The 14,628-nt window shown below is 39.0% G+C and carries 11 protein-coding genes; 1 reads left to right on the top strand and 10 read right to left on the bottom strand.

The features are described 5' to 3' along the window. Nucleotides 1–235: 235 nt before the first annotated feature. Entirely contained in the window at nucleotides 236–1,540 is a 1,305-nt protein-coding gene (locus SAY88_RS17110; protein ID WP_332633332.1) for an ABC transporter substrate-binding protein, read from the bottom strand. 728 nt (nucleotides 1,541–2,268) lie between these two features. Between SAY88_RS17110 and SAY88_RS17105 the strand changes: the two genes are divergently transcribed. Then, on the top strand, nucleotides 2,269–3,072 hold the full coding sequence (locus SAY88_RS17105; RefSeq protein WP_332633330.1) for a LysM peptidoglycan-binding domain-containing protein: 804 nt from the start codon (nucleotides 2,269–2,271) through the stop codon (nucleotides 3,070–3,072). 56 nt (nucleotides 3,073–3,128) lie between these two features. On the opposite strand, the gene rlmD is transcribed toward SAY88_RS17105, so the two are convergent. The 9 genes from rlmD to gatA all read right to left on the bottom strand — a co-directional run bounded on the left by rlmD (nucleotide 3,129) and on the right by gatA (nucleotide 14,613). After that, nucleotides 3,129–4,520 carry a 23S rRNA (uracil(1939)-C(5))-methyltransferase RlmD gene (gene rlmD / locus SAY88_RS17100; RefSeq protein WP_332633328.1) on the bottom strand — a complete coding sequence of 464 codons (1,392 nt, stop codon included), beginning with the start codon at nucleotides 4,518–4,520 and terminating at the stop codon, nucleotides 3,129–3,131. A gap of 138 nt (nucleotides 4,521–4,658) precedes the next feature. After that, the gene (locus SAY88_RS17095) at nucleotides 4,659–5,960 is read right to left on the bottom strand and encodes an alpha-glucosidase/alpha-galactosidase (protein ID WP_332633326.1); all 1,302 of its coding nucleotides are present in this window, start codon (nucleotides 5,958–5,960) and stop codon (nucleotides 4,659–4,661) included. A gap of 52 nt (nucleotides 5,961–6,012) precedes the next feature. Then, a complete protein-coding gene (locus tag SAY88_RS17090) occupies nucleotides 6,013–6,843 on the bottom strand; it encodes a carbohydrate ABC transporter permease (protein ID WP_332633324.1) in 831 nt (276 codons plus the stop codon). Next, complete coding sequence (locus SAY88_RS17085) at nucleotides 6,843–7,769, bottom strand: carbohydrate ABC transporter permease (RefSeq protein WP_332633322.1); 927 nt, start codon at nucleotides 7,767–7,769, stop codon at nucleotides 6,843–6,845. Before SAY88_RS17085 ends, SAY88_RS17090 begins: the two co-directional genes overlap by 1 nt. Before the next feature lie 98 nt (nucleotides 7,770–7,867). Then, nucleotides 7,868–9,121 (bottom strand): ABC transporter substrate-binding protein, encoded by a 1,254-nt coding sequence (locus SAY88_RS17080; RefSeq protein ID WP_332633320.1) that lies wholly within the window; start codon nucleotides 9,119–9,121, stop codon nucleotides 7,868–7,870. A gap of 293 nt (nucleotides 9,122–9,414) precedes the next feature. Then, on the bottom strand, nucleotides 9,415–10,440 hold the full coding sequence (locus SAY88_RS17075) for a LacI family DNA-binding transcriptional regulator (protein WP_332633318.1): 1,026 nt from the start codon (nucleotides 10,438–10,440) through the stop codon (nucleotides 9,415–9,417). 161 nt (nucleotides 10,441–10,601) lie between these two features. Beyond that, nucleotides 10,602–11,504: a diacylglycerol kinase gene (locus SAY88_RS17070; protein WP_332633316.1), complete on the bottom strand. Its 903-nt coding sequence runs from the start codon at nucleotides 11,502–11,504 to the stop codon at nucleotides 10,602–10,604. Between the two features lie 206 nt (nucleotides 11,505–11,710). Next, nucleotides 11,711–13,141: an Asp-tRNA(Asn)/Glu-tRNA(Gln) amidotransferase subunit GatB gene (gene gatB / locus SAY88_RS17065; RefSeq protein WP_332633315.1), complete on the bottom strand. Its 1,431-nt coding sequence runs from the start codon at nucleotides 13,139–13,141 to the stop codon at nucleotides 11,711–11,713. Between the two features lie 14 nt (nucleotides 13,142–13,155). Further along, the gene (gene gatA / locus SAY88_RS17060) at nucleotides 13,156–14,613 is read right to left on the bottom strand and encodes an Asp-tRNA(Asn)/Glu-tRNA(Gln) amidotransferase subunit GatA (RefSeq protein WP_332633314.1); all 1,458 of its coding nucleotides are present in this window, start codon (nucleotides 14,611–14,613) and stop codon (nucleotides 13,156–13,158) included. Nucleotides 14,614–14,628: the final 15 nt, after the last annotated feature.

Genomic DNA, 14,628 nt, shown 5'->3' with positions numbered 1-14,628 from the left:
TTTTTTTTACCTCCTCTAATAACAATGGCACATCACTGCCTTTTTTTGACGGGGGGTGTCTAAAATGGTGTTTTTTTGACCTTTTGAGACACCCCCGAAGCAATGAGCGGAGTCGCTACATCTTTTAAATGCCTTGAGAGGAGTGGGTTTCTCCTCTCAAGGCGCGTAGCGAAGGGAGCCATTGCCACTCTGTTCCGGACTTTTGGGACAGCCCCGTTCAGGTTTAAAAGTTCGACTATTCTCTCATGCTTTCCCATTCATTAATAGAATTTTCTACAACTTGATCCCAAGAGATTTGTTCAGCAATATACTCTTGTATGTTAGCACCTAAGATGTCTCCCCAAGGATTCGGATACCCCATAAATACCCATCCAATTGTATTTCCTTCAGACGAATATTCATAAATGGTTTGAGACAATGGGTCTGCAATCTTAGTCTCATCAAAGCCTTCATACGCTGGAATAAAGTTTAATTGTGTTAATACAGCCTCTTTTCCTATATCTGATGTGTACAACCAATCTAAGAAGTCTTTAGAAGCTTGAACGACTTCAGGATCCTTGTTGTTATTAACAACCCAATAATTCGGTACTCCAACCGGTAAATGTCCTTCATACCCTTCCATCGGAATTGGCAGAATCCCTATTCCATTTTGGGCAAAGTCAGGATCCATTTCATTCACGGATGGATAAATCCAGTTTCCTTGTTGAATCATCGCCACTCGCTCTAACGAGAAATATCTTTCTACTTGCTGTGAATAGTCAACACTCAAGACAGGTTGAACAGAATAATTGCTTTGAAGATCAACCATTCGTTGTAATTCATCACTTTTCTCAAATTCTAGCGACCCGCTTTCATAGGTTTGTAGCACATCATTATCAAATTCTGGAGCGATATACACATTTGCTAAATGATTTCCCGTTACCCATAATTCGCTTCCCGCTAGTGCGAAGACAGCATCGATATCGAGCTCCTCTTTTTGCTCATCGATCACCTGTACAGCTGCTTCTAGATCTTCAAAAGTAAGTATTTCTTCTGCATGAATACCAGCTTCTTCAAAAATACGTTTGTTATAGATCAATCCGTAACCCTCTAGGTTAAAAGGGAGACCAAATACACCCTCTTCAGTTGTAATCCCATCTAATGTCCCTTCTAGCGCTAAAGAAGCAGCCTTTGTATCCGATACATCCGCCAAATACTGTTGATAATCAGCTAATTCAGAAGGTCCCGCAAGACTAAAAATTTCAGGTTCATCCCCTGCTGAGAACCTCGAACGTAAAGAAGTAAAATAATCAGAACCCCCACCTACTGCAGCAAAATTAATGCTTACATTTGGATTTTCTTCTTCATACTGGCGAGCTAACTCCATAAACTGATCTCTAAACTCAACCTTCCCCTGAAAAATATCGATTGAAATCTGCTCTTCTCCAGCAGCAGCTTCCGGAGATTCTGTCGTTTCACTTTCTGTATCACCACCGCAACCTACTAATAAAGACCCCATTAGCATTGAACCTAGACATAAAGATAGTAATTTCTTTTTCATAAACTCTCCTCCTTAGATACTATAAATCCTTTAATGTGGTATCGGTTTCAACTAATAAACTGGTACACCCCTTTATTAAACAGAATCTATTTGAAATCGGTATATGGTATCGGTTTCAAACGGTTCTATAAAAAATCGCTCTCTTAAGGAGAACAGAAAGGATGTAACGCTTACAAAACAAATTATAGATGGTTTTGGTATCGGTTTCAATAGTTTTTTTACCTTATACCAATCTTATATGTCTCCATCGCAAGAATACCAAGGTCTTTTTTTAATTTTTATAAAGTCTTTAGAGATTATTTAATTCGATAAACTCAGAGCGACACAAGCGAAATAACTGATATGAATTAAAATTCATATCAATTATTCTGTATCGGTTCCATAGCTTATTTAAAACTAACGATATTTTTCCATAGATCCCCTGCTAGTTGAATAGTTTCGTTGCTGCGCAGCAAAAATCATTTATAAATAAAAGAATAGATGCAATTACTGGGTGATCCAACAATTACAACGACAATACGAGATTGCATTTAGAAAAGTGGGGACTGACCCCGTTACCTCGTTTTTCTGTATTTCTTTCGTATTCATCATATTCTTCAACTATATATAATATATTTTGTTAATCGTGAAGAATAAAAAACGTAAACAATGATGCCACTTCTCAAGAAGATGAAGGTACTAACCCAGGAATATCACGATTATAATGGCCCAAGAGGAGTGTATGTTATATGCCTGTTGTAAGACAATCACATGTCGTTTACACCGTTCAGCCAGGCGATACGTTATATGCAATCGCTGCACGTTTTGGCAGTACAGTCCTAGAAATTCAAAGAGCGAACCTACAGGATCCCCGTTTCATCGATCCAAATGTCATTTTTCCAGGTTGGACACTTGTTATTCCTGTCCCTACCGTACGTCCCTTTGACACCACCTATCTTCCAGCCCCTGGAGATACACTTTTTCGGATTAGTCAGCGATTTTCAACACATTTCGATCTTATCGCCGGAGTTAATAGACTCCAGGATCCGAATCTTATTTTTGTTGGGCAGCTTCTCTGGGTTCCAGCCTTCGTGTACGAAATTGAAGTAGGAGATACTCTATTTGGCATTTCCAGACGCTTTCAAATTCCGATAGCAAATATTTTAGCAGCAAACGAAGGACGTCCTGGATTCTCACTTGATTTAATTTTTGTCGGTTTTCGCTTACTCCTTCCACTTCCGTCATCAAGAAATATAGTAGTCACTCATCCTCTTCCAGGGGATATTATTCCAACTAGAGAGCTTGTGGAAGGCTTCGCTCGTGTATTTGAAGCCAATGTATTGATGCAGATTCGGGATGATAACGGGGTGATTGTCTCAGAAGAACGCTTTACAACAGCACTTGAAGGTCCACCTGCATATGGTTATTATTCTGGAACCGTTCTCATCGATCGACCACCTACCTCACCTAGTGGACAATTATGGGTATACTCTCGCAGTCCAGTCGACGGCAGTATTATAGATCTTGTACAAGTAAGAGTTTTCTTTATGTAATGATAGGGATGCTTCACTTGAACCAAAACTTCTAAATGAATAAAAGCAGGAAAACCTTAATTGGTTCCTGCTTCTTCTTTTAAAACTATTTGCGCTACACACTCCACGTGACTCGAATGCGGAAACATATCAACAGGCTGCACTTCCTTCGTCACATACCCACCCTCTTCAAGCACCTTCAAACCTCTTGCAAGAGTAGCCGGATTACAGGATACATAAACAACGCGTTTTGGCTTCATCGAAAGAATCGTTTCCAATAGCTCCGGGTCACAGCCTTTTCTTGGAGGATCGACAACAATGACATCTGCACGTATGCCTTGCGCATACCACCACGGCATAATTTTTTCAGCTTCTCCAACTGCAAAATTTACATTTGTGATCCCATTTAATTCTGCATTTCTTTTAGCGTCTGCAATCGCGTCCGGAACAATCTCCACCCCGTACACATGTTTCGCCTTTTGAGCAAGGAACAATGAGATTGTTCCAATCCCACAATAAGCATCAATCACGATTTCTTGTCCAGACAAATCGGCATACTCAAGGGCTTTATCATAAAGGACCTTCGTTTGATCAGGATTAACTTGATAAAATGAGCGAGCGGAAATGGCAAATTTAATGTCACCAATGTAATCATGAATGTACTCTTCACCCCAAAGTACGTTCGTCTCATCACCAAAAATAACATTTGTCCGTTTTGGGTTGATATTTTGAACGATCGATTTCACATTTGGAATTTCAGCTTGGATTTCTTCAATGACATTTTTCTTATTCGGAAGCTCTTTTCCTCTTGTTACGAGCACAACCATCACTTCATTTGTCACTTTCCCTTTCCGTGCGACAACATGACGAAGTGTCCCGCGGTGCTTTTCCTCATCATAAGCTCGAATTCCGTATTTGTTAGCGATGTTTTTTACAACACGAATGATTTGATCATTCTCTTCATGCTGAATTAAACACTCATCCATGTTGATAATGCGGTGGCTTCTCTTTTGATAAAAACCCGCAATGACAAGGCCTCCTTCTTCTCCGACTGGTACTTGTGCCTTATTTCGATAACGCCAAGGATCGTCCATCCCTAGTGTCGGGTGAACCGTTACGTCTTTTATCCCGCCAATTCTTTCAAGCACGTCTTTCACTTGCTTTTGTTTAGAAGCAAGCTGAGCCTCATAGCTTAAATGTTGAATTTGACACCCCCCACATTGGTGATAGATCGGGCATAGCGGTTCTGCTCGGTGCTCACTCTCTTTTTTAATTTCCAGAAGACGCGCAAAGCCATAACCTTTATTTGTTTTTATTACTTTTATATCAACGAGTTCGCCTGGTAGAGCGTTTGGCACAAATAGTGTGTAGCCGTCTACTTTTGCCACACCAGCTCCTTCATGAGTTAAATCTTCTATTGTCACTTGTAGCTGGTCATTTTTTCGTACAGGTAATGTCTCTCTTTTCATCTCTTCCCGTCCTTCTTCCTCTATTCATGGTAGTTATTGTACCATAGACCAAGGATTACTCGAAATTCGGGTTATCTAAACGCAAAAAAGGTATCTCTAACTACTGCGAGCTTCGAGACACCCCTTCCATTTAAAATATTAACGATATTTTGGCAACCAATCACCATGAGCTTCAATCAAGTCATCACACATAGCAGTGATATCGTCCATTGACAATTCCGAGTTCGTATGTGGATCTAGGAGAGCAGCTTGGTAAACATGTTCTTTTTTCAATGTTGTAGCGGCTTCAATCGTAAGTAACTGCGTATTAATATTTGTTCGGTTCAATGCAGCTAATTGTTCTGGAAGATCTCCAATATAACATGGCATAATTCCATTTCGATCAGCTACACACGGTACTTCGACACACGCATTTTCCGGTAAATTAGAAATTAAGCGTCCCGTATTTAATACGTTGCCCCCAAACTTAAATGGCACATTTGTCTCCATCGCTTCAATAATATACGAGCCATATTCATGAGATCTCTCATGAGTTAATTGCGTGTCATTAACCATTTTCTCACGCATTTCTTCCCACTCTTTGATTTGATTTACACAACGACGTGGGTACTCATCGAGCGGAATATTAAAGCGATCAATTAATTCTGGGTAACGGTCCTTTATAAAATATGGATGGTATTCAGCATTATGCTCAGATGATTCAGTCACATAGTAACCAAACTTATCCATCAACTCAAAGCGCACCATATCATCATGTTTAGTTTTTTGTTTTTCTTTTGCACGTTTTTTAATTTCTGGATAAAGATCTTTGCCATCCTTTTTCACTTCTAATAGCCATGCCATATGATTAATTCCAGCAATTCTTTCTTCTACTCCTGTTGGATCCATATCAAGAGATTTGAATAAATGGTCCGTACAAACTTGAACACTATGGCACAAGCCGATTGTTTTAATGTTTGTATGGCGTAACATAGCACCTGTTAAGGAAGACATCGGGTTCGTATAGTTCAAGAACCACGCATCTGGACAAACTTCTTCCATATCTTTCGCAAAGTCGAATAGGACAGGAATGGTGCGTAAGCTGCGGAATAAGCCTCCGATTCCAATAGTGTCAGCAATCGTTTGACGTAAGCCATATTTCTTAGGAATTTCAAAATCTATTACTGTGCTTGGCTCATACCCTCCAATCTGAACAGCATTAATCACATATTTCGCACCTGTTAAAGCTTCTTTCCGGTCTAAATAAGCCTTAACCTTAATAGATGGATTATATTTGCGAGTTAAGTTCAGAAGCATTTGCTCTGAATCTTTTAATCTCGTTTCATCAATATCATGTAGAGCAAATTCAAACCCATTTAACGCAGGTACAAACATGCAATCTCCTAATACATTTTTAGCAAATATCGTACTTCCAGCTCCAATAAACGTAATTTTAGACATGTAATGTCCTCCTCTAATTTATTAATAGTAGAATAATAGTTTTTTGTTTGTTTTAGCCTTTTACGGATCCTGATGACAGCCCTGCAATAAAGTATTTTTGTAAGATCAGGAATAACACGATCATTGGCAAGGAAGCCATAAGCGCAGCAGCCGCTACTAAGTTAAGATTGTTTTGATTTTCACCAAAGAAACTAGCTAACGTTACGGTTAATGTGTGTACACTCTTATCTTGTAGGAAGAAAATAGCAAACTGGTAATCGTTCCAAATGAATACACAAGATATAATTAAAACAGTTGCTGTTACTGGTTTTAATAATGGAAAGATAATTCTAAAAAAGATTCCAAGTGTACTCGCTCCATCAATTTTAGCTGCTTCTTCTAATTCTTTCGGTATCGTCGAACGAATGAATCCTGCATAAAGAAAGATTGTTAACGGTAGATAAGCAGCCACATTATTAAAGATCGCAATTTCATGCGTATTGACCATTCCCATGTTAACTACGAGTTGATATAACGGTACTAACGCAGTCAAAGGAGGAATAACCATGATTGAAATAAAGATGTAATACACAACCTTGTTTAGCCTCGTTTTAACTCGAGCTAACGGATAAGCCGCCATTGATCCTACAAGAATTAGTAGAATTGCCGCTCCTGCTGTAATAATGATTGAGTTCATAAAAGCATTCGTTAAATTTGCACGCTCCCAAGCACGAGCGAAGTTCTCTAATGTGAAGTAATCAGGAAATAACCATCTCGAGCTAAAGTCATTACTTACTTTTAAAGAAGTCGTAGCAAGTATGTAGAACGGGATGATGTGAATGATGCAAATGATAAATGCTACGATCGTTAGGATCGTTTTTTTTGATTTGCTCAACTTATTCATTATGCCTCTACCTCCTTACGCTTGAAGTAAATGAGAGCTACTAAGCTAATAATTAAAATAATTGTTGCCATTAATACCCCTTGAGTCGCTGCATATCCAGCGTCTTGTCTTCTAAAATAAAGAGAATACATAAACGTCGACATTGATTGTGAGGCATTACCAGGTCCTCCACCAGTCAATGAAATAATAACATCAAATAATTTTAATCCGCCTATTACATTCAAAACGACATTAATCGTAATTGCCGGCGCTAGTAATGGTAGAGTAATCTTTTTAAACTGAGCGAAAGCTGATGCCCCATCAATGGTAGCCGCTTCATAGTAGTCTTTCGATATACTTTGCAATCCTGCTAAATAGATAATCATTGCAATCCCAACAAACTGATATGTGTTAACTAACACAATAATCCATGGATTAAACGATGAATTACCTAGAGCGTTAATCGGCTCAAATCCTAAAAACATTAAAAGATCATTTAATGCTCCCCCTTGGTAAGCAAAGAAAAAGTACCATATATACCCCATAATTAATGGACTAACAATAACTGGTAAATACACAATCGTTCGCGTAAAAGCTTTTAATTTAATACTTTGATTTAATAGCAACGCATAAAGCAGTCCAATTACCGTTTGAAAAACAGTACTACCAATTCCGTATAGCAACGTATTTTTTACAACAAGCCAAGTTGTAGGGTCAGAAAACATCCTTTTATATTGCTCCAAGCCAACCCAGTTATACCCTTGCGAAAACCCATTCCAATCTGTAAACGTTATTTTAATTCCATTGAAAAATGGATAAATAATAAACAAGCTCACAAAACATAAAGCCGGAATATACATCCACATAAGCGAAGATTGTTTCCTCTGTTTTACTTTTGGAGCTTTCTTTGCAACCGCGACTTTCCTTTCCGCTACAGTTTGACTCATATTCTCAACTCCTTTTTATACCATTTTTATCCGAAGGTACCTTGGATTAGCTTTTGCAAGCAGGGATCGTTATTACGTCCCTGCCTACGTTTCTAATTCTACTGATTTCTTAAGCGCAGGTATTCAGATTCCATTTCAGCTGATACTTGTTCAGCTGTCAGCGTATCTGCTAGTAGCTCTTGTCCAGTCGTCGCGTACACATCCCACATTCCACTCGGTAAATAAACCCGATCGAAGTAAGGTTGAATTTGAATATGAGCCCATTTATCATAAAATTCAGTATAATAGTTTTCTGTTTCGACATTCGTTATCCCAGCTGGTAATGATGCTGCTTCCGCTAACTTTTTCGCATTTTCTGGTTGAGCAAGAAACTCAATAAATTGTTTTGCTTCATCTAACTTTTCTGAATCTTTGAAAACTGCAAATGTGTTACGCTCTCCCCCAATCCAACTTGGCTCATCACCTTCCCAGTATGCTGGTACCGGAATCGTTCCTACTTGAATATCCGGATTAAGTTCTGTTACCGCAGGTCCGAAAGCGCCTCCAGCAAATGCAAATGCGATTTTATTTTGCGCCATTAACTCAATTCTCTGAGCTTCACTAGCTGTTAACACGTCTGTATTTAGTAAACCCTGTTCTTGTAACCCTTTTAAAAACTCAGCAAGCGGTGTATAATTTGACCAATCAAACGAACCATCTAATAACTCTTCTTCAAAATTATTATTCTCATCTGTTACTAAGAGAGGAGTAGATAATTGATCAAGTACTTGCGCGATCGTATATTGGTTACTACCAGGAATCCAAAGGGGGGTTACTTCACCATCACTCTTTCCCTTAACTGTTTCCATTGCATCAACCCACTCGTCGAACGTCGTTGGAAGTTCAATTCCATATTCATCTAATAAAGTTGCATTATACATAATGCCATCTTTTGCCTGATTAATTGGAAATGCATAGACTTTGCCCTCTTCATCTCTCAAGATCGGCGCCATTGCTTCGTCGAAATACTCCACCCAATCCATATCACTTAAGTCGGCTGTATACTCACCATATCGATTGATAGCCCATCCATGAGTGTCAAATAAATCAGGAAGATCATTTGAGGCCATCCTCACACGCATTTGATCCTCATACCCTGTACCCGGAAAATTCACATCAACTGAAATTCCTGTTTCCTCTGTAAAGGCAACCGCTATTTCTTCAATCGCCTCTTTTTCAGCATCCTCAGATACTCCAGAGTAAAGCGATAGTGCATTACTCGAACTACCTGACCCAGTAGATTCTCCTCCACAAGCTGTTAAAACCATCGCCCCCATCAAAATACCAGTGAACGTTCTAAATATTCTTTTCATAATGATCCCCCTAGAATTTTTTGGTTTGTTCTACTCGCAATACAACTAAGAGTTATCTACTGTAATCCCCCCAAACTTATAAAGCGCTTTCATTGTTGTGTAAAAAATTAAGAAACAGCATTTGTTGCGCGCTTCGAGTTTATTTTTAGTAAATATAATCATTTTCTTAAGTAAAATAATAACTTATATCATTTACTGATTCAATAGTTTTTTCAGAAATTTTTAGACTTTTATACAAAAAAGAGCCTTTTTAGTAAAAAGCTCCAGTAAACATTACTTATTTATTTGTTCTATCACTCTATACGCGAGCTACTTTCACGTACAATTAATTTAGTTGGGATCTCGAGCTTAAAGGGAATCTCTCTGCCTTCCAATCTATCCATTAGAAGCTTAACAGCAGCCTTTCCCATCTCCTCAGTATACACTTTTACCGTCGTTAGCGCCGGCTGAGTAAAGCTCGCCATCTCCACATCATTAAAACTCACAATACTAATATCCTCTGGGATCTTTATCCCTAGTTCATGGCAAGCCCTCATTGCACCTATCGCCATTGCATCACTTGCAATAAAAAAAGCACTTGGCAAATCTTCTTTCTTGCCTGCTTTTTTCATAGAAGCATATCCATCATTAATAAGGAATTGTCTAGAAATAAACATATACTCAGGATTATAGAGATCTCTTTGTTTCATAACCTCTTCAAATGTCCTATGCCTCACATCCATAATTTTATTATTGCTTTGATCCCTTTCTTGACCACCTATGAATCCGATTTTAGTATGCCCTAAAGAAAAAAGATGTTCCAATGCGACTTTAGTCGCTTTTTCGTGATCAATAATCACAGCATCAAACTGTTCACTTTTAGAAACATAATTAATAAACACAATGTTACGATTAACCCTCTGACTTAATTCCTTCTCATCCTCTTCGCTTATCATCCCTACCACAATGACTCCATCAAGATGATTCATCTGCACATCAGTCACACCACCTGAATAATGACTAATTTTCTTTACTAGCAACCCCTTCTCCGAACATTCACTCTCTATCCCTTTACGGATAGATAAAAAGTACGTATCCTCCCACTCATATTCAGGTGAACAAAACATAACAATACCTATTTCCGTTTCACCAGCAACAGAAGAAACCTTATTATCTGTATAACGCTTCCTAACAGGAACATATTTCAATTCTTTGGCAATCTCCATAATTCGGTCTCTCGTCTCAACCGTAACAGAGAGGTTTTTATCATTATTTAACACTCTCGAAACAGTCGCTGTAGAAACCTTCGCAAGCTCAGCGATATCCTTTATCGTCGCCATCCTCTACTCCCTTTCCCTTTTAGTAAAATAATAAGTAAACATTTTAGTTAAGTGTTTATTTGATTGTAGCATGACTTGCTACCTAACACAATGGATCCTTTGTCTAAAAAAGAAAAACCCTCATAATGAGAGTTTCTGTTTCCTAAAAAAGTTATTATTAATCATCTTCGCTGTTTCCGATCCTTTGGAGTCAGCATTTGAAAGTGTTGATACATATTGACAAACTCAGCTGGTAGTACTCCTCCATACTCACCATCTAAGTTAAGCTGCATATCCCCTTTCACTTGTACTTTAATACGGTTCGCATGAACATACATAACTTTCGGATGGTTAATATGCTCTCCACGGAGCGCTAACGTAGCTAAATGAAGGAACTCAGGGAAGGAGAGCTTCTTAACGATAATAAAATCAAACATCCCATCCTGTAAAGAAGCGTTCGGAGCTAACCTTTCAAATCCTCCAACTGAATTCGTATTTGAGACAAGAAACATCATAATCTCACCTTCAAATAACTTTCCATCATATTCAATTTGAACCATTTGCGGTGACACCTGCGGAAGCTTTTCTAATCCTTTGATGTAATAGGCTAATTGTCCAACAGCTGTTTTCATTTTACTTGGTACTTCATACGTTAACTCAGTTAACGAGCCGCCAGCAGCAATATTTACAAAATAACGATCATTTACACGACCAATATCGATTGGCTCAAAGTGTTCTCCACACAATATATCGCATGCTCTTTCAATATCTCTTGGAATTCGTAATGCACGTGCAAAATCATTCGTCGTACCCGCTGGAATAATTCCTAGCTTCGGTCTTTTCTCTAGAGCAGCTAGTCCATTTACTACTTCAAAAATGGTCCCATCTCCACCTGCAGCAATGACCAAATCATATCCATTCTCTCCAGCTTTTTTTGCTGCTCTTGTCGCACAACCTTCTCCTGTCGTTGCATGAGCCGAAGTTTCGTACCCTGTTTTTTCAAGTCGTTCTAAAATATAAGCTAAGCTTTTCCGGATTTGTTCACGTCCAGATGATGGATTGTAGATAAGTCGAGCTCTTTTCATTGTAGATCCCCTACTTTTTATCTTAGTCATTCTATTCTTTGTCAAATTCACTGCTTGTATTGTACATTACTTAAAGCCTATTCAGCAAATAGCGAAACTTGCATAAGAAAATACGTGACACATAGAAAGAAGGGTACTAAAAAAGGTATTCACTACCTTTTCAGCACCCTCTATAAGACTTTATTGCCCAGATTATTTTATACGTTTTAGCGCTTCTTAATCTCTTCTAGTAACAATTTATTTACCATAGGAGGATTCGCTTTCCCTTTTGAAGCTTTCATGATTTGTCCTACAAGGAAACCAATTGCTTTTTCTTTCCCATTTTTATAATCCTCAACAATATTAGGATTGTTATCTAGGACTTCCGTTACCATCTTCAAAAGCGCGCCTTCATCAGAAATTTGCACAAGCCCTTTATCTTTTACAATTTGCTCAGGATCTCCACCTGATTCAATCAACTCTTTGAATACCGTTTTAGCAATCTTAGATGAGATGGTTCCCTTTTCAATCAGTTGAATCATTTTCGCAAGTCCTTCTGGAGTAAGAGCAACATCTTGAAGCTCTTTTTGCTCAGCATTTAAATAAGCTGATACTTCTCCCATCAGCCAGTTAGACGCTTGTTTTGCTCCTGCACCTTGTCCAACGGTTTCTTCAAAGAAGTCAGACATTTCTTTCGTTAATGTTAGAACAGCTGCATCATACGCTGGTAAGCCTAAGTCTTCTACATAACGCTTTTTACGAGCATCAGGAAGCTCAGGAATATCGGCACGAACACGCGCTTTCCATTCTTCATCAATATACAAATCAACAAGATCAGGCTCTGGGAAGTAACGATAATCATCGGAACCTTCTTTTACACGCATTAACAGCGTCTTGTTAGCCGCTTCATCGTAACGACGTGTTTCTTGTTCAATCACACCACCAGATAGAAGAACTTGCTCTTGACGCTTCTCCTCGTACTCAAGCCCTTTACGAACGAAGTTAAATGAATTTAAATTCTTTAACTCTGTCTTTGTTCCAAATTCCTCTTGTCCTACAGGACGTAAGGAGATGTTCGCATCACAACGAAGCGATCCCTCTTCCATTTTACAGTCGGATACACCTGTATATTGAATGATCGCCTTAAGCTTCTCTAAATACGCGTACGCTTCTTCAGGTGTACGAATATCTGGCTCAGACACAATTTCAACTAACGGCGTTCCTTGACGGTTATAATCAACAAGGGAGTATCCACCGCCAGAGTGTGTTAATTTCCCTGCATCTTCCTCCATGTGTATACGCGTAATCCCAATTCGTTTTTTCTTACCTTCTACTTCAATTTCAATCCAGCCATTTTCACCAATTGGTTTATCAAATTGAGAAATTTGATATGCTTTCGGATTATCTGGATAAAAATAGTTCTTACGATCAAACTTTGTATCAGTTCTTACTTCACAGTTCAATGCCATAGCCGCCTTCATAGCAAATTCAACAGCTTTTTTGTTTAAGACTGGCAATACACCTGGATACCCAAGGTCAATGACACTCGTGTTTGCATTTGGCTCAGATCCGAAGTGGTTCGGACTTGCTGAGAATATTTTCGATTCTGTCTTTAATTCTACGTGGACTTCAAGCCCAATAACTGTTTCGAAACTCATCGCTCGTCTCCCCCCTACAACGCCGGTTTTTGCGTGTGATAGTCTGTTGCTTGCTCAAATGCATGAGCCACACGATAAACAGTGCTTTCATCAAAATGTTTCCCAATAATCTGAAGTCCAAGTGGCAAGCCATCCTTGAATCCACAAGGAACAGAGATTCCTGGAACGCCAGCTAAGTTAACTGGAATGGTTAAAATATCATTTGCATACATCGTTAACGGATCTTTTGTATTTTCACCAATTTTAAACGCTGGTGTCGGTGTTGTTGGTCCAATAATCACATCATAATTTTCAAATACTTTTTCAAAGTCTTGCTTAATCAATGTACGTACTTGTTGGGCTTTTTTATAGTAAGCATCATAATAACCAGAGCTTAATGCAAACGTTCCAAGCATAATACGACGTTTCACTTCATCCCCGAAACCTTCTGCACGTGTTTGCTTATACATTTCAATAAGGCTCTCTGCATTATCAGTACGATAACCGTAACGAACGCCGTCAAAGCGAGCAAGGTTCGCTGATGCTTCAGATGAAGAAAGTAAATAATACGTTGCAAGTGCATATTTGGAATGCGGAAGCGATACTTCTTCCCATGTTGCTCCTTGCGCTTCAAGCACCTTCAAAGCATCCAGCACAGATTGCTTCACATCCTCCTCGACACCTTCTCCAATATACTCTTTCGGAACAGCAATCTTTAATCCTTTAACATCACCCGTTAAAGCTGATAAGAAATCAGGCACTTCAACATTCGCGGACGTTGAGTCCATTGGGTCAACTCCTGTAATCGTCTGAAGAAGGTACGCATTGTCTTCTACATTACGTGTAATTGGTCCAATTTGATCGAGTGAGGAAGCAAACGCAACAAGACCAAAGCGGGATACTCTTCCATATGTAGGTTTTAATCCAACAACTCCACAAAACGCAGCTGGTTGACGAATCGAACCACCTGTATCTGAACCTAGCGAGAACGGCACTTCACCTGCTGCTACAGCCGCAGCTGAACCACCACTAGACCCGCCAGGAACCGTTTCTAGATTCCACGGGTTTTTCGTTTCTTGAAAAGCGGAATTTTCCGTTGATGAACCCATGGCAAATTCATCCATATTGACCTTCCCAATTGTGATAGCCTGTGCGTCTCTTAACTTCTGAACAACAGTCGCATCATAAATCGGATCAAAGTTTTCAAGAATGCGGCTTGAACAAGTCGTACGCAACCCTTTTGTAACAATATTATCTTTCACACCGATTGGCATACCAAATAAAAGACCACGCTCACTGCTTGTGCTAAGTGCATCATCTAGCTCTCTTGCATAGGCACGTGCCTTTTCTTCATTTAGTGTAACAAACGCTTTAACTTTATCATCAACTTCAGCAATACGCTTGTATGATTCATCAACAAGATCAGAGACTTTTACTTCTTTTTTTTGAATCATTGTATGAAGCTCTGACATCTTATGGTCAAATAATGACATGAAGCTTGTCCTCCC

The sequence above is a fragment of the Halalkalibacter flavus genome (genome assembly GCF_036663575.1).
Lineage (GTDB): Bacteria > Bacillota > Bacilli > Bacillales > Bacillaceae_D > Halalkalibacter > Halalkalibacter flavus.
The sequence above is the reverse complement of the archived record's forward strand: the minus strand, read 5'-3'. Positions and strand labels throughout refer to the sequence as shown.